This window comes from Streptomyces vinaceus, from assembly GCF_008704935.1.
Classification (GTDB): domain Bacteria; phylum Actinomycetota; class Actinomycetes; order Streptomycetales; family Streptomycetaceae; genus Streptomyces; species Streptomyces vinaceus.
In genome coordinates, this window is sequence record NZ_CP023692.1 from 978,935 (window position 1) to 999,922 (window position 20,988).

17 protein-coding genes and 1 pseudogene are annotated in these 20,988 nt (G+C 75.5%); 6 read left to right on the forward strand and 12 right to left on the reverse strand.

Annotated elements, in window-relative coordinates; all coding sequences use genetic code 11:
* Nucleotides 1-6: 6 nt before the first annotated feature.
* Both CP980_RS04385 and CP980_RS04390 read right to left on the reverse strand, forming a co-directional pair.
* The gene (locus CP980_RS04385) at nt 7-630 is read right to left on the reverse strand and encodes an isochorismatase family protein (protein ID WP_150492682.1); all 624 of its coding nucleotides are present in this window, start codon (nt 628-630) and stop codon (nt 7-9) included.
* Between the two features lie 119 nt (nt 631-749).
* Complete coding sequence (locus tag CP980_RS04390) at nt 750-1,730, reverse strand: GlxA family transcriptional regulator (RefSeq protein WP_150492683.1); 981 nt, start codon at nt 1,728-1,730, stop codon at nt 750-752.
* 161 nt (nt 1,731-1,891) lie between these two features.
* Here CP980_RS04390 and CP980_RS04395 point away from each other — a divergent pair, with 161 nt between their 5' ends.
* From CP980_RS04395 to CP980_RS04405, 3 genes are read left to right on the forward strand one after another with little or no spacing between them, the layout of a single operon-like run.
* The gene (locus tag CP980_RS04395) at nt 1,892-2,527 is read left to right on the forward strand and encodes an ATP-binding cassette domain-containing protein (RefSeq protein ID WP_132754174.1); all 636 of its coding nucleotides are present in this window, start codon (nt 1,892-1,894) and stop codon (nt 2,525-2,527) included.
* Nucleotides 2,524-3,402, forward strand: a complete 879-nt coding sequence (locus CP980_RS04400) for a metal ABC transporter permease (RefSeq protein WP_229906854.1) — start codon at nt 2,524-2,526, stop codon at nt 3,400-3,402. Before CP980_RS04395 ends, CP980_RS04400 begins: the two co-directional genes overlap by 4 nt.
* Complete coding sequence (locus tag CP980_RS04405) at nt 3,360-4,169, forward strand: metal ABC transporter solute-binding protein, Zn/Mn family (RefSeq protein ID WP_150492684.1); 810 nt, start codon at nt 3,360-3,362, stop codon at nt 4,167-4,169. Before CP980_RS04400 ends, CP980_RS04405 begins: the two co-directional genes overlap by 43 nt.
* An 87-nt stretch (nt 4,170-4,256) precedes the next feature.
* Here the strand turns inward: CP980_RS04405 and CP980_RS04410 are convergent, their stop codons facing one another.
* Both CP980_RS04410 and CP980_RS04415 read right to left on the reverse strand, forming a co-directional pair.
* On the reverse strand, nt 4,257-5,981 hold the full coding sequence (locus tag CP980_RS04410) for a class I adenylate-forming enzyme family protein (RefSeq protein WP_150492685.1): 1,725 nt from the start codon (nt 5,979-5,981) through the stop codon (nt 4,257-4,259).
* Nucleotides 5,978-7,798, reverse strand: coding sequence for a CoA transferase (locus CP980_RS04415; protein WP_150492686.1), 1,821 nt, complete (start codon nt 7,796-7,798; stop codon nt 5,978-5,980). The genes CP980_RS04410 and CP980_RS04415 overlap by 4 nt, the downstream gene beginning before the upstream one ends.
* 122 nt (nt 7,799-7,920) lie before the next feature.
* On the opposite strand from CP980_RS04415, the gene CP980_RS04420 reads away from it, so the two are divergent.
* Nucleotides 7,921-9,075: an acyl-CoA dehydrogenase family protein gene (locus CP980_RS04420; RefSeq protein ID WP_268257402.1), complete on the forward strand. Its 1,155-nt coding sequence runs from the start codon at nt 7,921-7,923 to the stop codon at nt 9,073-9,075.
* 221 nt (nt 9,076-9,296) lie between these two features.
* Here CP980_RS04420 and CP980_RS04425 read toward each other — a convergent pair whose 3' ends face one another.
* Together CP980_RS04425 and CP980_RS04430 are read right to left on the reverse strand one after the other, a co-directional pair.
* On the reverse strand, nt 9,297-10,358 hold the full coding sequence (locus CP980_RS04425; protein WP_150492688.1) for a sugar ABC transporter permease: 1,062 nt from the start codon (nt 10,356-10,358) through the stop codon (nt 9,297-9,299).
* Complete coding sequence (locus tag CP980_RS04430; RefSeq protein ID WP_150530122.1) at nt 10,355-11,488, reverse strand: MFS transporter; 1,134 nt, start codon at nt 11,486-11,488, stop codon at nt 10,355-10,357. The genes CP980_RS04425 and CP980_RS04430 overlap by 4 nt, the downstream gene beginning before the upstream one ends.
* Before the next feature lie 251 nt (nt 11,489-11,739).
* On the opposite strand from CP980_RS04430, the gene CP980_RS04435 reads away from it, so the two are divergent.
* A complete protein-coding gene (locus CP980_RS04435) occupies nt 11,740-12,438 on the forward strand; it encodes a hypothetical protein (RefSeq protein WP_132754186.1) in 699 nt (232 codons plus the stop codon).
* Nucleotides 12,439-12,591: 153 nt separating this feature from the next.
* Nucleotides 12,592-13,239 carry a sigma-70 family RNA polymerase sigma factor gene (locus tag CP980_RS04440; RefSeq protein ID WP_132754188.1) on the forward strand — a complete coding sequence of 216 codons (648 nt, stop codon included), beginning with the start codon at nt 12,592-12,594 and terminating at the stop codon, nt 13,237-13,239.
* A 36-nt stretch (nt 13,240-13,275) separates the two neighbouring features.
* Here CP980_RS04440 and CP980_RS04445 read toward each other — a convergent pair whose 3' ends face one another.
* The 6 genes and pseudogenes from CP980_RS04445 to CP980_RS36685 all read right to left on the reverse strand — a co-directional run bounded on the left by CP980_RS04445 (nt 13,276) and on the right by CP980_RS36685 (nt 20,926).
* Entirely contained in the window at nt 13,276-14,847 is a 1,572-nt protein-coding gene (locus CP980_RS04445) for a hypothetical protein (RefSeq protein ID WP_132754190.1), read from the reverse strand.
* Nucleotides 14,848-14,940: 93 nt separating this feature from the next.
* Nucleotides 14,941-16,389 carry a serine/threonine-protein kinase gene (locus CP980_RS04450; protein ID WP_150492689.1) on the reverse strand — a complete coding sequence of 483 codons (1,449 nt, stop codon included), beginning with the start codon at nt 16,387-16,389 and terminating at the stop codon, nt 14,941-14,943.
* Nucleotides 16,390-16,397: 8 nt separating this feature from the next.
* Nucleotides 16,398-17,219 carry an FHA domain-containing protein gene (locus CP980_RS04455; RefSeq protein WP_189998386.1) on the reverse strand — a complete coding sequence of 274 codons (822 nt, stop codon included), beginning with the start codon at nt 17,217-17,219 and terminating at the stop codon, nt 16,398-16,400.
* A 111-nt stretch (nt 17,220-17,330) separates the two neighbouring features.
* Nucleotides 17,331-19,370, reverse strand: a complete 2,040-nt coding sequence (locus CP980_RS04460; protein WP_150492690.1) for a DUF8189 domain-containing protein — start codon at nt 19,368-19,370, stop codon at nt 17,331-17,333.
* Nucleotides 19,371-19,383: 13 nt separating this feature from the next.
* A pseudogene (locus CP980_RS36680) lies at nt 19,384-20,330 on the reverse strand (PLL family lectin); the annotation flags it as partial.
* Nucleotides 20,258-20,926 (reverse strand): DUF8189 domain-containing protein, encoded by a 669-nt coding sequence (locus CP980_RS36685; protein WP_425281778.1) that lies wholly within the window; start codon nt 20,924-20,926, stop codon nt 20,258-20,260. The pseudogene CP980_RS36680 and the gene CP980_RS36685, both read right to left, overlap by 73 nt.
* Between the last annotated feature and the right edge of the window lie 62 nt (nt 20,927-20,988).

Genomic DNA, 20,988 nt, shown 5'->3' on the forward strand with positions numbered 1-20,988 from the left:
CGGGGGTCAGGCCGGGAGGGAATCGACCGTGAGGGCCACCGGCGCGAAGAGGTCGGCGATCGTCGTGAGGCTCGCCGACTGGAGGACGGCGGCCGGGACCAGGGTGCCGTCGGGCGCCGTGAGCGTGCGCGTCGCGGTGGCCTCGGCGACGACGGCCGGGCGGTAGCCCAGGTTGAAGGCGCCCTGGGCGGTGAAGGTGATGCACATGTGCGTCATGAACCCGGCGATCACCAGGTCCGGTCCGGCGCCCAGCTGCTGAAGGGTCTTCTCCAGCTCGGTGGCGTGGAAGGCGTTCGGAACCTGCTTGACCACGACCGGCTCCCCTTCGATCGGGGCGACCTCGGGGCTGATGGCGCCGATCTCGGCCCGGATGTCGTACGGGGTTCCCTCGCCGCCGTCGTTGACGACGTGGACGACGGGGATGCCGGCGGCCCGGGCCGCGGCGAGCAAGCGGGCGCCCGCCGCCAGGGCCTGCTCGGCGCCCTCCAGGGCCATCACGCCGGAGCGGTAGGTGTTCTGGAAGTCGATCATGATCAGGGTGGACTCGGCCAGGCGGGGCAGCGAGCCGGGCAGGCCGGACACCTCGCGCAGGGTGGCGGAGGGGGTCGGTGCGGGGGCGGAGGCGGACATGTCGGATCTTCCTTCTCGGTGGAAACGGGCACGGCGAAGCCGCGGCCCGGCGCGCGGTCGCGCCGGCGTTCGGTGGGTGGGAAAGGTCGGCGGGGCGGCACGGCCGATGGGCCGTGGGGTCAGTGGGACGTACGGAAGCGGCGGCGGTAGGCGGCCGGGGTCGTGGCGATCTGCTTGCGGAAGGCCCGGTGCAGGGTCTCCACCGAGCCCAGGCCCGCCGCCGCGGCCACCTGCTCCAGCGGCTGGTCGGTGGTCTCCAGCAGCCGCCGGGCGGCTTCCACCCGCACCGCCTCCACATAGGCGGCGGGGCTGGTGCCCAGCTCCTTGCGGAACGTACGGGCGAAATGACGCTCGCTCAGACTCATCCGCGCCGCGAGCGCGGCCGCCGACAGGTCCGCGCCGAGGTGTTCGGTGATGTAGGCGCGCAGGGCGTCGATGTCCCGGCGCGAGGCCGCCGGACGGCTGAGCGGCACGCTGAACTGGCTCTGTCCGCCCTGCCGTTTGAGGTACATGACCAGTTGCCGGGCGACCGCGAGGGCCAGTTCCTCCCCGTGGTCCTCGGCCACCAGCGCCAGCGTCAGGTCCATGCAGGCGCTGATCCCGGCGCCGGTCCACACCCGGCCCGACCGGACGAAGATCGGGTCCGGGTCGACCTCGACCCGCGGGTGCTCGGCCGCCAACTGGCCGGCCGTGGACCAGTGGGTGGTGGCCCGGCGCCCGTCCAGCAGACCGGCCGCCGCCAGCAGGTGCGCGCCGACGCACACCGAGGCCACGCGCCCGGCGTGCGGGGCGGTGGCGCCGATCCAGCGCACCACCTCCTCGTCGACCCGGGCCAGCGGACCGTCCGGGGTCAGCTCGACGGCGCCGGGCACCACGAGGGTGTCCACGGCGGCCCCGACCTGGGCGAACGAGAGGTCGGTGACCAGCCGGACGCCGGCCGAGGTGGTGACCTGGCCCCCGTCCGGCCCCGCCAGGCGTACGTCGTACAGCCTGCGCCCGGCCTCCCGGCCGGCGAGGGCGAAGACCTCGGCGGGGCCGGTGACGTCGAGCAGGTCGACATCGGGGAAGACCGCGATCACGACGCGGTGGGGCGTGGACATGCGTCCATCCTGGCCGGACGGACGGGTGGCCGCAATGACGGTTGTCTGTCACATCCGGACGCCCCCTGGCCCCCCGGAAACCTGGGAACCAGGACGGCCCCGCGTGCGACCACCTCCGCGTGCCGGGAACCACCCGGCACCGGACGACGGGAGGGCGACGGATGGGCGGGATGGACGTACGCATGCGGGGGGTCGCCTGCCTCCACGGCCGCATCGAGGCGGTCGCCGACGTGGACCTGGAGATCGGGGCGGGCGAGCGCGTCGCGCTGACCGGGACCAACGGCTCGGGCAAGACCACACTGCTGCGCGCGGTCCTCGGACTGCACCGCCAGGTGTCCGGGAGCATCCTGGTCGGCGGCCGCGGCACCGCCTCGGCCGCCGAATGGGCCTGGCGGCGGCGCTCCTGCGCCTGGATCCCGCAGAAGCCGGCGGCCGGCCGGTTCCCGCTGCTCGGGGACGAACTGCTGGCGAGCGGCGGCGCCCCCGCCGAGGCCGCCGAAGCGGCCCGGAAGCTGGGCGTCGGCGCACTGCTCGGCCGGCCGCTGCACACGCTCTCCGGCGGGCAGTTGCAGCGGATGTACCTGGCCCGGGCGATCGGCGCGGTGGCGGCGGGGGCCGAGGTGCTGCTGGCCGACGAGCCGACCGCGGCGCTGGACTTCGGCGGTCAGGAGGAGGCGGCCGACGTACTGGCCGCCCTGCCGGTGACCCTGGTCGTGGTGACGCACGACCGGGCGCTCGCTCAGCGCTGCGACCGCGTACTGGAGATGGCCGCGGGCCGGCTGCGGGAGGTCGCGTGATCCTCGCGGACGCCCTCGCAAGCGCCGATCTCGGTGAACTGCTCCAGCTGCTCCCCGTCCAGCGGGCGGGCTCCGCCCTGTTGCTGGCGGCGGTCGGCCTGCCGGTGATCGGCGTGGTCATCGTCGGGCTCGACATCATGCCGGTGCGCTTCGCGATGATGCACGTCGCCCTGCTCGGCATCGCGATCGGACTGCTGACCGGGCTCGATCCGATGCTGTGCGCACTGGTCGCCTGCGCGCTGGCCGGGGCGGGGGTGGCGCCGCTCGCCCGTACCCCGGACGGGCTGTCGGGGGCGATGGGCCTGCTGATGAGCCTGGCCATCGCGGCCGCACTGCTCGTGCTGGCCGTGTCGGGGGTCAACGCCTCCGGCGCCTTCGCCCTGCTGTGGGGCTCGATCCTGTCCGTGGGCACCGCCGATCTCGTGGTGCTCGGCGTGCTGGCGGTCCTCGTACCGGGGCTGTTCTGGTGGCGGCGGCGCGATGTGGCCCTGCTGCTGTACGACCGTGAGCTGGCCCAGTGTTCGGGGGTCCCGGTGCGGGCGCTGACCGTCCTCCTCCTGGTCCTGGTCGCGGTGGCGGTCGCCGGGGCGATCAAGCTCACCGGCGCGCTGCTCGTCGACGCCCTCACCCTGCTGCCCGCGCTCGCGGCACGGCGCCTCGGCACCTCCCTGCGTTCCATCACCCTGTGGGCGGTCTGTATCGGGGTGGCCGTGAACCTGACCGGGTTCCTGCTCGCCCTGCGGCTCGACTGGCCTCCGGGCCCGGTCCTCGTCCTCACCGCGGGGGCACTCGTCCTCGCGGTCCACCTCATCCCCGAACGGAGCATCCGCACATGGCGCGCACCCGCGTCCGACTCGCTTCCCTCCTCGCACTGACCGCGGCGCTGACGGCGCTCGTCACCGGCTGCGGCAGCGGCGACAGTTCCACCCCGAAGGACGGCGCCACCGCTCACCGCGGCGGGAAACCGGTCGTCGTCACCACCACCACCTGGGAGGGCGCCTTCGCCAAGGCCGCCGGCGCCGAGGACGTCAAGGTGATCGTGCCCCAGTCGGTGCACCACGCCCCGGACTACGACCCCAAGCCCTCCGACCTCGCCGCCGTGGGCAAGGCCGACTTCGTCCTCTACGCCCCCTTCGAACCGTACGCGGCCAAGATCAAGGAGGCGGCGGGCTCGAAGGCGGAACTGGTCGAGGTGAACCTGGACAACGACGCCGACAAGGTCAAGGCCGAAGTGGCCAAGCTGGGAGCGCTGTTCGGCACCGAGGAGAGCGCGGCGAAGTGGGCGGCGTCCTTCGACGCCGAGTACGCGAAGCTGTCCAAGGACGTACAGGGGTCCTGGCCGGGCGGGAAGAGCCCGGCCGTCGTCAGCCAGGTGTTCACCGCGTGGTCCGCCAAGCTGGCCGGTGCCGCGCCGGTCGGCACGTACGGCCCCGAGGCGGTCACTCCCGCGCAGCTCGCCGAACTGTCCTCCAAGAAGCCGTCCTTGGTCCTGGACAACGCCCACATGTCCACCGGGACCGTACTGCCCGACTCGGGCGCCCGCCAGATCGAGATCGTCAACTACCCGGGCGCAGACCTGGACTTGCTGCCGGTCTACCGCAATGCCGCGGCCGAGCTGAAGAAGGCCATGGGCGGTTCCTGATCCCCGGACGCCCGAAGGGCGGGAGGGCGACCGCAGTCCCCCTCCCGCCCTTCGGGCCGTCCGCGACCGCCCTGCCGTGCGGCTTCGTCAGCCCGCGTGGGCGAGCGGCGGGGCGGGGGCCGGCGCGGCGGCGGAGGGCGCGGCGGCGGAGGGCGCGGACTCCGTCAGTCGCGCGCGCAGGGCGGCGCGGTCGGGTTTGCCGGCCGGCGTGAGCGGGAGCTCCGCGATCACCAGCAGGCGCTCGGGGTGCTTGCGCTGTTCGAGTCCTCGGCGCGTGAGGTGCGCGCCGAGCGAGGCGAGCGTGGGTGCCTCGGGGCCGCGCGGTACGACGCAGGCCGCGAGGCGCTCGCCCATCAGCCGGTCCGGGATGCCGACGCAGACCACGTCCCGTACCCGCGGGTGCGAGGCCAGCTCCCGCTCCACCTCGGCGGGGCTGATGTTGGCCCCGCCGCGGATCACGATGTCCTTGAGGCGGCCGACGAGGCGCAGCACCCCGTCCTCGCCGATCATCCCGAGGTCCCCGGTGCGGACCCAGCCCTCGGGGGTGCGGTAGCGGGCGTCCAGCTCCGGGGCGGCGACGTAGCACATCGGGGTCATGGGACCGCGGGCGATGATCTCGCCGGTCTCCCCGTCCGGGAGCTGTTCGTGCGTCTCGGGGTCGGCGATGCGGATGTCCGCGACGCGGGGGTCGGGGCGTCCGGCCACGATCCCGTCGGAGCCGGCCTCCGGGGCCCCTTTCCCGAGGCCCGTGTGGCAGTTGACCCCGTCGGCCGAGCCGTACAGGTTGACGACCGGGCAGCCGAAGGCGCGGGCGGCGTCCTCGGCCGTGGTCTCGTCCAGAGCCGCGCCGCCGAGGACCAGGGCGGTGGGCGCGGGGAGTTCGCCCTCGCGTTCGCCCGCACCGGATGCGGGCCCTGCCAGCCGCTCCAGCATCATGCGGACCATCGTCGGGACACCCAGGACATGGGTCGGCCGGTGCTCGCGTACGGCGGCGAGGGCGGACTCCGGGGTGAAGTGGTCGAGCAGGACCAGCGTCCCGCCGTGCCGGGCGAGCGTGACGGCGGTGCCGTTGGACCCGAACGCCGATCCCAGCGGTACGAGGAACAGGCAGCGCGGCGGGGTCCCGTCGGGCATCAGCGAGGCCAGGAAGTTGCCCCGGCCCCCGGCGAGCGCGTTGTGGGAGTACGCGACCATCTTCGGCTCCGCCTCCGAGCCGGAGGAGACGAGGATGCGGGCCGCGCTGTCGGGGTCGGGGCGGGCGGGTACGAAGGCGGCCGGGTCGGAGCGCAGCAGCCCGGTCAGCGCAATCGTTCCTTCAGGGGCGCTGCCGACCGGCCCGGCGGCGATGACGTGGCGCAGCTCCGGCAGGGCCGGGACCAGGGCCCGCAGTTCGGCGGCAGGGTGGCCGCCCCGGTGTTCGACGGAGGCGATGACGGCGACGGCCTCCGCCTTGCGCAGCAGCACCTCGGCCTCCAGGCTCCCCCGGCCCACCGGGAAGGGCAGCGCCACCGCGCCCAGGGCGGCCAGGGCCAGCTCGGCGATGACCGCGCCCCGCCCATTGGGGAGCTGGACGCCGACCACCTCCCCGGCCCGTATGCCGAGGCCGGCGAGGCCGGCGGCCAGACATCGCACCTTGCGGTCCAGCGCGGTGCGGCAGAGCTCGCCCTTGGCGTCGATGACGGCGGTGGCGTGCGGGTCGGCGATCTGCCGGGCCCGGAAGAGGCTGTAGAGGTCGAGGTCGGGACAGGTCCCTTCGGCCGCCCAGCCGCGGCGCAGGCCCGCGGGCAGCAGATCGTGCAGGGCGACGGTCACAGGAAGCTCCAGGGGTCGGGAACGGCGGGGGCACCGTGCGCGTCACGGCTGATCGAGCCGGGCAGGCGCGGGTCGTGGTGCAGGTCGGCCAGGTCGGCGGTGACGGAGGTCGCGGACAGTCCGTGGGCACGCAGCTGCGCCAGGGCCGCGCTGGTGGGCAGTTCACTCAGGTCGTAGGCGGCGGCCGCGGGGGCGCAGGTGTCGGTGGGGGCGATCCAGCCGTCCGCGGTGCGCAGCGGGCGGCGGAAGCCGGCCGGCCGGCGCGGGTCCTCCCCGCGCAGCGCCCGGCGCAGCGCGGGGGCGGTGAGCGCGTCGGCAGCTGCCAGCAGTGAGGAGTCGACGCGGACGCCCGCTCCGCCGGTCCGCTCGCGCAGGAGCAGCCCCGCCAGCACGGCCTCGGCGCCGAGGAGTCCGCCCAGTACGTCGAGCAGGGTCATGAGGGAGGGCGCGGGCGCCTCGTCCCGCGGTCGGGCGGCCGCACCGACGCCGGTGCGGGCCTGGACCATGAAGTCCGTACCCATCGGGGCGTCGGGGATCCGGCCGGCCCAGCCTCCCGTGTACGCGTAGACGAGCCCCGGGTTCACGGCGGCCAGGTGGGCGGAGTCGAGCCCCAGGGCGGCCGCCTTGCCGGGGGCCCAGTTGTGCAGGAAGACGTCCGCCCCGGTGGCCATCTCGCGCAGCCGGCGCCGGTCGGCGGCCGATTTGATGTCCACCTCCACGGCCCTCTTGCCGCGGTTCAGCGCGAGCCAGCGGGCGGAGGTCCCGGAGCAGGCGGGCGGCATGCCGCGCAACGGGTCGCCGCCCGGGGGCTCGATCCGCACGACCTCGGCGCCGAGGAGGCCCAGCAGGTGGGCGGCGAGCGGGGCCTGGATCCGGCGGCCGGCTTCGAGCACGGTCAGCCCGGCCAGCGGCCGCGCGGGCGGCGGCGCCGCGGGGGCGCGGTGCGCGGGCCGGGGCCGGGGTCCGGGGCCGTGCGGGGTCAGGGACCAGGGCGCGGCCCCGTCGTGTTCGGCGGCGCGCTCGTCGAGGGTGCGCAGGCGGCAGACCTCGGCGCCCGAGGAGGAGGCGGCCGCCTCGATCCGCCACCAGGTGTGCGCACGGGCCGTGGTGTGCAGGGCCGCCGGGAAGGGGGCGCAGGCGGTGGCGTAGCGGAACTGGAAGGGTCGCCAGCCGGCCCGTACGGCCCCCGAGGGGGCCTCCAGGGCCCGCCAGAACGCGGCCCAGGCACCCGGGTCGAGGGTCTCCAGTTCGAAGAGGACTCCGTCGGCGGAGGTGAACGGAGGTCCGCCGGGAGCCAGTTCCGCGGCTTCGCCCTCGTCGGCGCCGGCCGCGGCGAGGTACTGGGAGACCGCCAGCAGTCCGGCCCGGTCGGCGCTCGTGGTCACTCTGGCCGCGCGACCGCCGCGTGCCTGGGCCAGCAGTCCCGCGAGCAGCCCCTGTGCGGCCAGTACCCCCGTGGCGGTTGCGGCGTAGTCCACGGCCAGTCCGCGGGGGGCGCCGTCGCGCCGCCCGTGGACGGCCATGACGCCGGTGGCGGCCTGGACGGTCGCCTCGTCGGTCATACCGCTCGACGGGTGCGCCGACCAGCGGACGAGCGCGTCCTGCCGGTCGAAGTCGGCGCCGGACAGGGCGATGCGCGCGGCGGCGCGGTCGCGGGGTTCGGGCGGTTCGGGTCTCGCTTCCGGATCCGCTCCCACCACGGCGCCGAGGAGGCCCAGGTGTTCCAGGGCCGGGCCGGTCAGCTCGGGCGGCCCCGAGGCGGTGAGGTGCAGTCCGTCGAGCGGCCGGACCGTGCGGGTGACGGCTGGTGAAGCCATGCCTCTCCTCTTCTCGGATGTGCGCGACGCGCGGAACCAAGTCGGCTGCGCAACCGACCAGTTCCTCGGGAAGTCAGTCGGACTGGCGTTCCCACGGGTTCCCGGCACATTGGAGGAAAGTGGTGCAGAGCCAGGAAGACGCGTTGCGGGACCGGGTCTCGGACTTCGTCCGGAGCCGGGTCATGCCCTGCGAGCCGGTACTGGACGCGGGGGGCCCGCAAGCAGCCGCTACGCTGCGGGAGTTGCAGGACCAGGCGCGGCAGGAGGGCCTCTGGGCGCTGCCGCTGCCCGCCGAACTCGGCGGGCAGGGACTTCCCTTCGACCGGTACGCCCGGCTCGCCGAGGCCGAGGGGACCAGCGACCACGGACCGGCGGCCCTCGGCTCGGCGGCCCTGCTCGACGCGACGATGCTGTGGAAGCACGGCTCCGACCGGATCCGCGACCGCTACCCCGCGCGGCTGGCCGCCGGGGAGCTGCGCGCCTGTTACGCCATGACCGAACCCGACACCCCGGGCACCGACCCGGCGGGCACCGCGACCCGCGCCGAGGAGCGGCCCGACGGGAGTTGGCGCGTGAGCGGCCGCAAATGGTTCGTGTCGGGGGCGGCCGGGGCCGATCTGGTGACCGTCCTCGCCCGGACCGACGGAGAACCGGGAGATCGCGGGGGACTGTCCCTGCTGCTCGTCCCCACGGACTCCCCCGGCTTCCGCGTCGTACGCGAACTGCCCGTGTTCGGAGCCTGCGGCCAATGGGAGATCGACTTCGACGGGGTCGGCGTGGACGCGGACCACCTGGTCGGCGGGCGCGGACAGGCCCTGGCCGTCGCCGCCGAACGGCTCCAGCTGGGCCGGACCCTGCGCTGCCTGCGCTGGCTCGGCCAGGCGCAGCGCGCCTTCGACCTGATGTGCGTACGCGCCAACTCCCGTACGGGATCGCGCGGTCCACTGGCCGGCCACCAGCTCGTACAGAGCCATGTCTTCGAGGCACTGCTCGCCCTGCGCACCACCCGCCCGTTGGTCCACGAGGCGGCGGCGAAGATCGCCGCGGGCCTGGACGCGCACGTGGAGGTAGGGCTGGCCAAGGTGGCGGCGGCCCGCTTGCTCCAGCAGGCCGCGGATGCGGCCGTCCAGGTCCACGGCGCGGCCGGGCTCGGCCCCGACACCCCGCTCCCGGCGCTGCTGCGGACCGGCCGCGCGGCCCGCATCCTCGACGGCCCCGACGAACTCCACATCACCTCGGTGGCCCGCCGGGTCCTGCGCACGTACGAGAGGGCCTAGATGTATTGACCCGCGGGGTCGGTCCGCCCCGGGCCCGGCCGTGATCCGCCGGACACCCCCTAGGCCGTGTCTTTCGGATCATGGCGGGCCCGGGGCGCCTGGCACCGCGCCTCGCGGCGTTCTCGTCGGTCGCCGACACACCACGTCGACTCCCTCCTCGGCCTTGCGATGCACGGCACCAGACGCCCCGGGCCGATCCGCCCTGATCCGAAAGACACGGCCTAGACGTCCTCGATGCCGACCAGTCCGGTCAGCGCGGCCAGGCCCAGGGCGAGGAAGAAGTCGCCCCACACCAGCTCGTGCCGTACCGCGAGGCCCTTCCCTGCGTCGTAGCAGCCGTCCAGCAGCATGCCCCGGGTCAGGTGCTCGCCCACCAGGCGCTCCAGGATCGCGGCCGCCCGGTACGCGTACTGCGACGCGGCCCGGCAGCCCGGAACGCGGGCGAGCTTCAGCAGGGCCACGGCCGCGATGGCGGCGGCCGAGGTGTCCAGCGGCCCGGCCGGCCGGCCCTCGTCCGCCAGCGGGACGAGCGGGGCGCACGGGCGCGTCCACGCGTCGGCCAGCCGCTGGGCCACGGCCTCCAGCCGGTCGGGGGCGATCCGGGCGACCTCGGGGCGGTGCAGGGCGTCGGCCACCGCCAGCAGCAGCCAGGCGTCGCCCCGGCTCCAGCCGGCCGGCGGTTCCGCGTACGCCCGCCAGCCCGCCCCGGCGTCGAACTCCCAGGCCGGTACGGTCCGTGCGCCGGCGCCGAGGCACAGGTCGAGATGCCGGTGCAGGTGGGAGGCGGCGGCCCTCGCGCCGTCCGGGCCCGCGGCGGCGAGCAGCGCCACCATGCCGGGTACGCCGTCGACCCGGGCCAGCAGCCGGGGACCGCCGAAGGCGGACCCCCAGGGCACCAGGCCGAGCCCGGGATCCACTGCGGCCAGCGCGGCCTTCGCCGCCCGGTCCCGCAACTCCCGCGCCCCGGGGTCCCGGTCGGCGAGCGCCGTGCCGTACCAGAGGATGAGCCCGCGCGTCGCGGTGTCGGCCTCCACCCAGGTGGCCAGCCGCGCCGTACACGCGGCGGCGGCCGCCCGGTCGGCCGCCTCCCCGGTGTGCCGGGCCCGCAGCCACAGCAGCCCGGCCCAGAACCCGCCGGTCCAGGCACCGCGGCCGGTGGTGGTCCAGTTCCCGGTCTCCGGGTCGGCGTACAGCGGGAACCTCCCGCCGGTCCCGGCACGGGTGACGGCGGCCCGGTCGAGTACGTCGGCCAGCGCCCGCCCGGCCCAGTCCGCGGAGGTCATGCGGCTGCCTCCGTACGCGGGCCGCGCCGGCGTTCCCGTACGGCCCAGGCCGTCGCGACGGCTGCGGCCGCGGCGAACTCGGCGGCCACCAGCAGCCAGCCCGGCCCGTACCGGCCCGCCTCCGCCAGCCGTCCGAACAGCGGCGGACCGACCGCGAAACCGGCGAAGAACCCGGCCGCGACGAGGGCGGAGTCCTGGCCGGCCCGGCCGGGGGCGGCCCGCTGCATCACCAGCACCATCGAGACGGCATTGCCGGAGACGGCGAAGACCCCGACTGCCACGGCCGCGACCCAGACCAGCGGCCGCACGTACAGCGCGGCGGCCAGCAGGCAGGCGGCCGCTACGGCGCCCGCGGCCAGAGCGCCCGGCAGCCACTCGGCCCGCCCCGGGGTGGCCGCCTTCGACCAGCCCACCCGGCCGGCGATGCCCGCCACGCCGAGGACCGCCACCAGGGCCGCGGCGGCCGTCGGCCCCATGCCCAGCTCCTGGGACCCGAAGAGGGCCACGTACGTGTTGACCGAGGCGATCCCGCAGCCCAGGAAGAGGGAGAAGACCGCCAGCCAGGCGATGGCGCCGCGCGGGACGAGCGGGGCGCGCGGCGGCGCGGACTCGGCCCGCGGATCGGCGGGCAGGGAGCGGTACGCCCAGAGAGCGGTCAGCGCGGCCGCGGCGGCGGCCGTCCACACGGCCCCGCGCCAGCCGATCCCGCCGGCGAGTGCCGCCAGCGGCAACCCGGCCGCGAACGCGCCGAGTTGGACCCCGGACTGCTTCAGGCCCGTCACCGGGCCGCGCCGGGCGGGCGGGACGGCGGCGAGGATCGCCTTGTTGGTCGCGGGGTTGGCGAGCGCCTGCGGCAGTCCGCCCAGCGCCACGGCGGCAAGGAGGAAACCCGGGCCGGGCGCCGCGCCGATGAGTGCGAGCGCGGCCGCGGACACCAGCAGCAGGAGGACGAGGGAGCGGCGCGGGCCCGTCCGGTCCACCAGGCGCCCGCCCACGGGCGAGAGGAGGGCGGCCGTTCCGAAGCCGATCGTGGTCGTCAGGCCGAGGACGGTCGGCGAGACGCCCAGCGCGTCCACCAGGCGCGGGCCGAAGGCGCCGAGCAGGAACAGCTGGAGCATCGAGAAGGCCATGGCGCTGGTGAGCAGCGCCGTCAGCCGGCCGCCCACCGCCTCGTCGGCGGTCTTCGCCGATCCCGTCCGCTCCGCCACCACCGACTCCTCTCCCCTGGCCGCCATTTCGGTCCACGGCAGGAGTCGGAGCGGCGAACTAACCGGTTCCCAGACCCTGTTGTGGCGTAGGACACATATGGTTTTGTCCGGTCGTGCCAATTCCCGGCGCCCCTCTGTGGCCGTCCGGAGAGGGGTGCGACGATGAGCCCGCCATGACTCCCGGTCGATGTTGCCGCGCGTTCAGGGCCGCGTTGTTCGCGGCCGTCTGCGTGCTGCTCGCGTCCCTCGGCCACCTCCTGATGTCGGGGACGGCCGTCCCCTGGTGGGCGATGGGGGTGGCGGGGGTGGCCACCGGAGGGGTCGCCTGGATCCTCGCCGGCCGCGAACGCGGTCTCCTGGCCGTCACCTGCGCCACCGTCGCCGTCCAGGCCGCCCTGCACACGGGGTTCGCCCTGGCCCAGGCGTCGGCCCGCCCGTCGACGGGCGCGGCTACGCCGGCCGGCGCGGGCGGCCACGCCCACCACGCGGCGCACGCGATGGCCGACGGCGGCATGGCCGTGCCCCCGCAGACCCCGATGCCGGTGCCCTTGCAGACGCTGATGCCGATGCCGATGCCCGCCGGGCACGACTTCGGCTCCGCCTCACCGACCGGCATGCTCGCCGCGCACCTGCTCGCCGCCCTCCTCTGCGGGCTCTGGCTCGCGTACGGGGAGCGGGGCGCGTTCCGCGCGCTGCGGGCCCTGGCCGGTCTGCTGCTCGTACCGCTGCGGTGGGTCTTCCGGCTCCCCGCCCCCGCCGACCGGCCGCGCCGCCGCGTCCGCCCCGATCTGCGCGCACGCCCGCTGCGCGCACTGCTGCTCGTCCACGCGATCACCTCGCGGGGTCCGCCTCCCGGGACCGCTGTCAGCTGACAGCCGGCTCACCGACGCGCGACGCCGCTCCGCTGCGCGCCTCGGTCATCGGCCCCGCCGTCCGGCGGGCCGTACCGCTCACCGGCCCGCCCCGCCCTCGGCGCGCGGGCGGCGCCGGACCCGGATCCGGGATTTCCAGAAGGACCTCAGGCGATGACCCCTGCCCTGCTTCCCCGTCCGACCGCCACCGGGACGGCGCCCCTGCGCCACCGCGGCGGCCCCGACGAGCCGACGACCCTGCTGGCGCTCGCCGCACGTGAGGGCGACCCCGACGCGGTGGACCGTTTCGTACGCGCCCTGCACCACGACGTCCGGCGCTACGTGGCCTACCTCAGCGCCGATCCGCAGTCGGCGGACGACCTGACCCAGGAGACGTTCCTGCGCGCCCTCGGCAGCCTGCACCGCTTCGAGGGCCGTTCCTCCGCCCGTACGTGGCTGCTCTCGATCGCCCGGCGCACCGTCATCGACAGCCTCCGCCACAAGGCGGCGCGCCCCAGGATCTCGGACCGGGACGACTGGCAGAGCGCCGCCGAACGGGCCCAGCCCCGGGGCCTGCCCGGCTTCGAGGACGGGATCGCCCTCGCGGAGCTGCTGGGAACGATCCCCGCCGAACGCCGCGACGTGTTCGTCCTCACCCAGGTCCTGGGACTGCCGTACGCGGAGGCGGCGAGCGCGCTCGGCTGTCCGATCGGCACGGTCCGCTCCCGCGTGGCCCGGGCCCGCACCTCGCTCCTGGAGCTGCTCACGGACGCCGACGCGGACGCCGGTGGGCCGGAGCTCGCGGCCACGGCCGCCGCCTGAGCGACGGCCGGCCGGGGCGGGACTCCCGCCCCGGCCCTATCCCCCGCCCTTCAGCCGGCGGACGACCTCGTCGGACACCCGCCTCTGGAGGTCGGCGAGTTGCTCGGGGGTGTAGGCGGTGAGGTCGCCGGGGTCCTTGGCGCCGCCCGGGGCCGGGCCCGCCTGCTCCTGTTTCTTCTTCTCCTCTTCCCGGCGCTGGAGTTCCTGCTCCTCGGGCGAACCGGGCGCCGCGTAGGCGCATTTGATGAGGGCGCCGTCGGCGGCCTTCAGGCAGGTCGCCTCGCGGCCGCCCACCTGGCCCCGGCCCTCCACCCGGTAGCGGATGTTCTGCGCGCTGCCGACCGTGGCGGTCCAGGTGGAGCCACCGGTCGGCACCACCTCGAACACCTGGTCGTCGTTGTAACAGCAGACGTCCCGGTACTCGGCCTTGATCAGCGCCACCAGCGCCTGCGGCGAGGACCAGGTCGGATCGAGCCGGTGGACGGTCATCGGGGCCAGTCCGCCGCCCTGGTGGCTGGTCGGCACGGTCGAGACGGCCACCACCGAGCTGGCCTCCCCCTGCGGGGTGAGGGGGGTGACGTACGCGCTGCGCCCGCTCGTGTCGCGGTACTTGAGGGTGAACTCCGACTCGTTGCCCGCGTTGGCCCCGTCCTCGGAGGCGTCCCAGCCGCTGCGCTCGAACCACCAGTCGCTGAAGCTGCCGACGGCGGCGGTCCCCTCCCGCTGCCGGGCCGCGAGGCTGAGCGGATAGGACGGTCCGGGCACCTTCGCCGTATCGGTCGTGAGCGTGAGCTCACCGGTGCGCCCGTTGTACAGCGCGACCCCGGCGGGCCGTTCGGTCACCACCAGGATCCCGGTCTGGCGTTTGAGGGGCACGACCACGGTCGGGGTGTCGCCCTGGCAGGTCACGTACGCGTCGTCGGCGTCGAAGCGCACCCAGCGCCGCTGCGCCGAGATCTTGCGGCCGAGGTTGTGGCCGAACCAGCCGCCGATCCGCGCGTCGGCCCTGTCGATGTCGAAGGAACAGCGCTGCTGGCTGCGGCTGTTGCCGCCGAGCGGGATGTCCTGCTCCAGGCCGACCTCGTACCCGGAGAGCCAGCCGCGCCGCTCGACGAGGGTCGCGAACCGGTCCGAGTCGGGCAGGTAGGTGATGTCGGAGATCTCGCCGGTGACATCGCCGAGGTGCGGGGCGGCCTGCGCCTTCCCGACCACGTAGGGCGCGCGGGCCGCCAGTTCGGGCACCGGCTCGCTCACGATCTGCACGTTCTGCATGTACGCGCGGTCCTGGAGGTACGACCCGTACACCAGCCACCAGATTCCGAGGCCCAGCCCGAGGACGGCGCCCAGCCACCCGAGGACCACCGCGGTGCTCCCGCCGCCCCCACCACCGTCCCGCCTGCCGCGGGCGAGCTTCAGCGCCAGCCCCACCAGCAGGAGGAACGCCAGGAGCAGCAGCGGCGCGGCCAGCCAGGACAGGAGCTTGCGGCCCTCCCAGACGATGATCGTGGTGGCGTACGAGGCCCACCAGAAGAACAGCCCCGCCACGAGAACGGGTATCCCCACCCACCACGCCCGCGAGACCTGTGCCGCCCGCGCTGTCCGCCCCATGATCGCCCCCCGCCGTCGGTCCGCCCAATTCTGTACCGGCGACGGTGAGTTGTCAGCCACTCGATCAGTACGGGCGGGCCGTCGGCGGGCCGGTCACCTGGCCGGCGCCGGGGCGGGGCACCTCGGGAGCGGGGGGCGGTCCTTCGTCCGTACGGCCGGCAGCCAGGCGACGGCGTCCGGGGCCGCGGCCGGGTCCGCGCCCGGCAGGCGGACGCGGAACCAGTGCGTGGAGCGCGTGTCCGATTCGTCGATGACCACTTCACCGCGCAGGAGCTGGCAGTCGGCGTCGAGGACGTCGGCGTGCCAGACCCGGGTCGGCACGACGTTCCCGGCGACGTACGGCCGCATGGGGTCGACGGCCAGGCCCAGACTGCACTGCGGAGCCCGGTCCGTACGGTCCTGACAGGCGTGCTCGGCGTTGAACACCCGTACCTGGAGAGGGGGTTGCGCCGTGCCGACGCGCGCGGCGGAACCGCCCTCCCCGGCGGGGAGCCCCGCGTACGACCAGATGGCGGAACCGACCGCCCCGCACGCCGCGAGGGCGAGGAGCGCGGTCCGCGCCGTCCGCCGGAGGCGGCCCGTACGGCTCCGCGGACCGCCGCCGTCCGCCTGACGGGCGGCGATCCGCTCCAGCAGGCTCTCCGCGGTGTGCGCCGCGCGGGCGGCGTGCGTCGGGGCGAGGCAGTCGGTGGCCAGCGCACGCCAGAACTCCGGGACCCCGCCCGCCATCCGCAGGGGCGCGCGCCCCGCCGCGTACTCCTGGACGGCGGCTCCCCGCGCCACCGGCGTGGCGCCGGGGAACAGCGGGGCACCCGAGGCGAACACCTCGTGGATCACGAGCCCCAGGGCCCAGATGTCGGCGCTCGGGCGGATCTCCACCCCCAGCTCCCCCAGCGGGGCCCTCCAGCGCTCGGGCGGTAGGTAGTCGAGGGTCCCCATCGGCGGCCCGTGCCCGTGGGTACCGGTGGTCAGTTCGGCGGCGAGCCCGAAGTCCGAGAGCCTGACCGCACCGTCCTCGCCGATGAGGACGTTCTCGGGCTTGAGGTCGGCGTGCACCCACCCGCAGCGGTGCAGGTGGGCCAGCCCCTCGCAGATCCCGGCGATCAGCCGGGCGCCGTCGGCCTCGGCGATCCCGGCGCCGAGCAGGTCGCGCAGGCTGCCCCGGGCCCGTTCCATGACCAGGACGATCGCTCCGTCCAGCTCCGGGTGGTCCGGTGCGCTGAGGACGGTGCTGTCCAGCAGCCGGACGAGCCGCGGATGGCCCGCCCGTACGCCGATCTCGACCTCGCGCCGGGCCGCCTCGGAGACGGCCCGGGCCTGGCGCGGTGCGAGCCCGGAGGTCGGCATGATCTTGAGGGCGACCTCGTGGAGCTCCGCGCCCGCCCCCGGCCCGTCCGCTGCCGCCCGCCGTCCCGCGTACACCGTGGCCCAGCCCCCGGCCCCGATCGGCTCGGTGACCACCCAGTCGCCCACCCGGTGGCCCGGGGGCAGCAGTTCGGTGTGGCCGCTGTCCCACGAGGCGCCCGGACCCTGCACCCGCATCACGTCGCCTACCGCCCCCGTACGCCCGCTTCGGCCCGGGGCGGCAGCAGCGCGAGGTGCTCCTCCCGTACGACGGCGAACTTCAGGGCGAGTCCGACGACGGCGTCCCGCTTCCCGTTGCGGCGGTCCGCGGCGCCCGCGCCGTTGCCGCCACCCGTGCCGGCTTCGGGCGGGCCGGCCGCGACGCCGATCCGCAGCTTCTCGTCGGCCAGGTAGTCGATGTGCGAGCTGACCGCGCGCGCCGTCAGCCGGCCGCCGGTGGCGTGGCCGCGCAGTCGCTCGACGACCTGCGGGGTGGTGGGCACCGCGACCGGCGACTGGTCGCGCAGCCAGGGTTCGCAGAGGGCGACGAGCACCAGGAAGTACGTGGCCGTCTCGTCCAGGGAGTACGCCGTGACGGTACGGCTCGTCCAGGAGCCGCCCGCGCCGGGCGGGTCCAGGTAGACGTGGTCGGGCGCGAACACCTGGAAGGAGACGGTGGTGCCGCGCCGGGTGGGCAGCACCACCCGGGAGAACTCGAACGGGATCGGCGCCCCGGCCCGCCGCGGCGACACCCGCAGGTACTCTCCGGCCCCCTCCGGGTTCTCCACCAGGTAGGTCTGCGTGGTGCTGTGGTTGGTCAGCTGCCAGTGGTCTTCGGTGACCCGGATCTCCCCGGCCAGCCGGGAGACCGCCTCGTCGGCGAGCCGCAGTTCGACCGGGGTCGTCGACGAGCCGCGGCCGAACCGCGCGACCTCGCCCGGTCCCAGCCGTAACGTCACCGCCTCGCCGCCCGGCTCCCCGTCGGCGCCGCCGCTCCCCTGCGGCAGATGGACGACTATGCCGCTCACCACTCCCCCTGTACGACGTGTTGACAAGACGTCGTACAGGGAACGGTACCGGCTGGAAGCCTGGCAACAGGGGGGTTCACCGGCCATTTCCGGCGCCCCTCGGGCGTGGCCTCAGTAGACGGGAGAGCCCGCCGGGAGCGGTGCGACCAGGCGCTCCCCGAAGGCCTTCCACGGCCCCCAGCCGCCGCTGGGCCGCTCCTGGACGCGGGTGCGGATCCGGCCATCGGCGGTGACGGCGAAGACGTGGATCCGCCCGGTGGCGTCGGCCGCGGCCGTGGGCGTGGCGGCGAGCGGGGCCTCGGATTCGCCGAACTCCTCGGCCGCGGCCCAGGCCCCGCCGGGGTCCGCGTGCCAGCGGTGGTCGAGCCGGGCCCCGCCGGGCGACAGGGCGAAGGCCTCCAGCCGCCCGTCGGCGCTGGGGGCGAGCGCCGGGGCCGCGGCCGACCAGCCGAACAGGTGCTGCCAGTCGCCCCAGCCTCCGCTCGGTACGGTCTGGCGCCGGTGGAAGACGGCCGGACCGGAGGGGGCGAGGGCGGCGACGGTGAGCCGGCCGGTACCGTCCCGGGCCACGCGCGGCGCGCCGCCGGCCGCCGTACCGAACACCTGCCAGGCCGCGGCCCAGGCCCCGCCCGGGGCGGTCTGCCAGCGGTGGTGGATGGCGGCGCCGCCGGGCGCGAGGGCGAACACCTCCAGCCGGCCGTCGGCGTTGGCGGCGACGGCCGGGGGCGCTCCGACCGGCCCGCCGAACGCCCCGTCCCACCCGTCCCAGGCCGGGGAGCCGGGCGACCGCTGCCGGCGCCGGGCGAGACCGGCGCCCGCGGGGGCGGGTGCGAAGACCTCCAGCCGGCCGTCGCCGCCCCGGGCCACGGCGGGGGCGGCTCCCGCGGGGCCGCCGAACTCCTCCCAGTCGTACCAGCCGCCGTCGGGCCGCTGCGCGCGGTGGTGGAGGCCGGCTCCGCCCGGGGCGAGCGAGAACACCTCCAGTCGGCCGTCGGCGTTGCGGCCGAGGGTGGGGACCGCCCCGGCCGACCCCCCGAAGGACTCCCACGTGGACCAGGTGTCGGTTTCCGGGTCGAGCTGGACGCGCCGGAGCACCGACCGGTCGCCGGCGTCGAGTGCGAACACCGTCAGCCGGCCCTCCAGGTCCGCTCCGGCGACCGGGTTGTCCACGCTCTGCCAGGGCGGCGGTCCGTCGTCGCGCCACTGCAGGGGCCCCACGTACAGGCCCTGGCGGAACCAGCCCGCGGCGCTCGCGTACCAGTCCTGCCCGTCGCGGACCACCTCGACGGCGTGGCCGGGGACGTGGCCCGCGTAGCCGTCCGGGCCGAAGTGGAACGGGTCCCTGGACGCGAACACGTCCGTGCCCTCGTAGCCGCCCCGGGGCCCGATGAACAGGTGGTACCAGCCGTCCCGTTCGACCACGCACGGGGACTCGGTGACCGACAGCGTCGCGTCGGTGGTCGCGTCGGTGAAGGCGGTCTCCGGCGCGCTCCAGTGCAGCAGGTCGGCGGAGCGCCGTACGGCCACGATGTGCCGGCCTCCCCGCGGGGCGGACAGCTCGGTGTAGTACATCACCCACTCCCCGTCGATCCACAGCACCATCGGATCGCGCGCCGCGATCCCCCGGAAGAGGGGGCCGGACGGAACGCGGGTCCAGGTGAACAGATCGGTGGAGGTCGCGAGGTTGATCGCGGCGCCGTTGCGGCCGCCGGCGGCGTAGAACATCAGGAACGAGCCGTCCGCCTCGACGACGTACGGGGCCCACAGGTGCTCCTCGCCGAAGTAGGACCGGTCGACGGTCAGGGCGTCGGCGTGCGGGGTCCAGGGCCCGTACGGGCCGGGGGCCGAGGCGTGGGTGAAGGCGACCTCCGCCTCGCTGTCCGGGGACTCGCCGGGTCGGGCGCTGTCGCCGACGATGCCGAACAGGTGCCACCGGCCGGCCGCCTTGATCAGCGTGTGGTCGTTGAGGTAGCGCGGCCGGCCGGGGAGGGAGGGGTCGTGGACGTGGGTGAACGGCCCGGCGCCGATCCACCGGTGCGGAGGAGCGGCCGCGGCCGCGCTGCCCGTCACCGGGAGCGTTCCCGGCAGCGCGAGCGCGCCCGCGGCGGCGGTGGCACCCCGCAACACCTGCCGCCTGCTGATCGGTTGCACGGGTCCCTCCGGGTCAGTTGACGGCGGGGCCGGAGGTGCCGCTCACCCAGGCCCACTCGGACCAGGTGGTGAAGCCCGTCTGCCATTTGTGGTGGACGCCGGCGCCACTGGTCCCGAAGACCTCGATACGGCCGTCGGCGTTGGTGGCGGCGCCGATCTCGGTTCCCCCGCCGCCGAATTCGGACCACTGGCCGTACGGGGCGTTGACCCCGCTCTGCCAGAGGTGCTGGGCGGTGGTCCCGTTGATGGCGAAGACCTCGACGCGGCCGTCCGGGGAGCGTTCGCTGGTGAGCTGGGAGTCGGCCGGGCCGCCGGTGGACTCCCAGCCGGACCAACCCGACGCCCCGGTCTGGTACTTGTGGAACACGCCGACCTGTCCGGAGGCGAAGACCTCCAGGCGGCCGTCCTGGTTGTGGTCCACGGTCAGGTCGCGACCGCCGCCGCCGAAGTCCTCCCAGGCCGACCAGCCGCCGTTGACCGCCGTCTGGTACAGGTGCTGGAAGGTGTCGCCGTTCAGGGCGAAGACCTCCAGCCGCCCGTCGAGGGACTTCTCCATCTCGATCCTGCTGCCGGCCGGACCGCCACCGGCGGACTCCCATTCCGACCAGCCGCCGCTCGGCGCGTTCTGGTACCGGTGGAAGACGCCGACCGGACCGGAGGCGAACACCTCCAGCCGCCCGTCGCCGTTCGCGCCGACCGCGATGTCCTTGCCACCGCCGCCGAAGGACTCCCAGCCGGACCAGCCGCCCGAGGGCTGGACCTGGTAGCGGTGGGAGAAGGTGTCGCCGTTGATGGCGAACAGCTCCAGCCGGCCGTCGGCGTTGGAGCCGATCGCCAGCTCCGCCGCGCCCGGGCCCCCAGGGCCTCCCACTCGGACCACGCGCCGTTCACCGTGTTCTGCCAGGCGTGGTGGACACCGTCGGCCCCGGCCGCGAAGACCTCCAGCCGGCCGTCGGCGTTGGAGCCGATCGCCAGCTCCGCCGCGCCCGGGCCCCCAGGGCCTCCCACTCGGACCACGCGCCGTTCACCGTGTTCTGCCAGGCGTGGTGGACACCGTCGGCCCCGGCCGCGAAGACCTCCAGCCGGCCGTCCGCCGACCGGGCCGAGACCACCCGTCCCGACTCCGCCGGATACGTCAGCGGGCCCGGTCCGGGTTCGTGGTGGCCGAGCCGGTCCACCGCGGCCCGGGCCTCGTCCATGTGCCGCCAGTGCACGCCCGCGGTGTAGGTGGACCAGGGCTCCCAGTTCGTGCCCCCGGCGGAGATCCTGAAGGCGGCGTTCGCGTTGCACTGGGCGTCGTACGCACAGGCGTCGTCGACCTCGGAGTGCCAGTAGTCGTTGATCTGCCACAGGCCGCGGTCCCTGGACGGGGGCCTGTTGTTCGTGACGTTGGTCGCCGAGGGGTTGCAGCTGGACTCCGCCAGGGCGACGGCGACGGCGGTCACCAGGCCGTCGCCGCGGAAGCCGGCGTCGTAGCCGGTCTGCGCGCACAGATCGCTCGACGCGGCGGACGCGGGCGAGGCCCCGGTGAGCGTTGCCGCCGCGCCGAGCAGCACGGCCAACGCCGGTGCGGCCAGGCGGCGGGCGGTGCGCCGCCGCGGTGACGACTTCGTGGCGG

Bases quoted from the DNA above. Each gene is read 5' to 3' on its own strand.
- CP980_RS04385 (WP_150492682.1), bottom strand. From the start codon at position 630: ATGTCCGCCTCCGCCCCCGCACCGACCCCCTCCGCCACCCTGCGCGAG.
- CP980_RS04390 (WP_150492683.1), bottom strand. From the start codon at position 1,730: ATGTCCACGCCCCACCGCGTCGTGATCGCGGTCTTCCCCGATGTCGAC.
- CP980_RS04395 (WP_132754174.1), top strand. From the start codon at position 1,892: ATGGGCGGGATGGACGTACGCATGCGGGGGGTCGCCTGCCTCCACGGC.
- CP980_RS04405 (WP_150492684.1), top strand. From the start codon at position 3,360: ATGGCGCGCACCCGCGTCCGACTCGCTTCCCTCCTCGCACTGACCGCG.
- CP980_RS04415 (WP_150492686.1), bottom strand. From the start codon at position 7,798: ATGGCTTCACCAGCCGTCACCCGCACGGTCCGGCCGCTCGACGGACTG.
- CP980_RS04425 (WP_150492688.1), bottom strand. From the start codon at position 10,358: ATGACCTCCGCGGACTGGGCCGGGCGGGCGCTGGCCGACGTACTCGAC.
- CP980_RS04430 (WP_150530122.1), bottom strand. From the start codon at position 11,488: ATGGCCTTCTCGATGCTCCAGCTGTTCCTGCTCGGCGCCTTCGGCCCG.
- CP980_RS04435 (WP_132754186.1), top strand. From the start codon at position 11,740: ATGACTCCCGGTCGATGTTGCCGCGCGTTCAGGGCCGCGTTGTTCGCG.
- CP980_RS04440 (WP_132754188.1), top strand. From the start codon at position 12,592: ATGACCCCTGCCCTGCTTCCCCGTCCGACCGCCACCGGGACGGCGCCC.
- CP980_RS04445 (WP_132754190.1), bottom strand. From the start codon at position 14,847: ATGGGGCGGACAGCGCGGGCGGCACAGGTCTCGCGGGCGTGGTGGGTG.
- CP980_RS04450 (WP_150492689.1), bottom strand. From the start codon at position 16,389: ATGCGGGTGCAGGGTCCGGGCGCCTCGTGGGACAGCGGCCACACCGAA.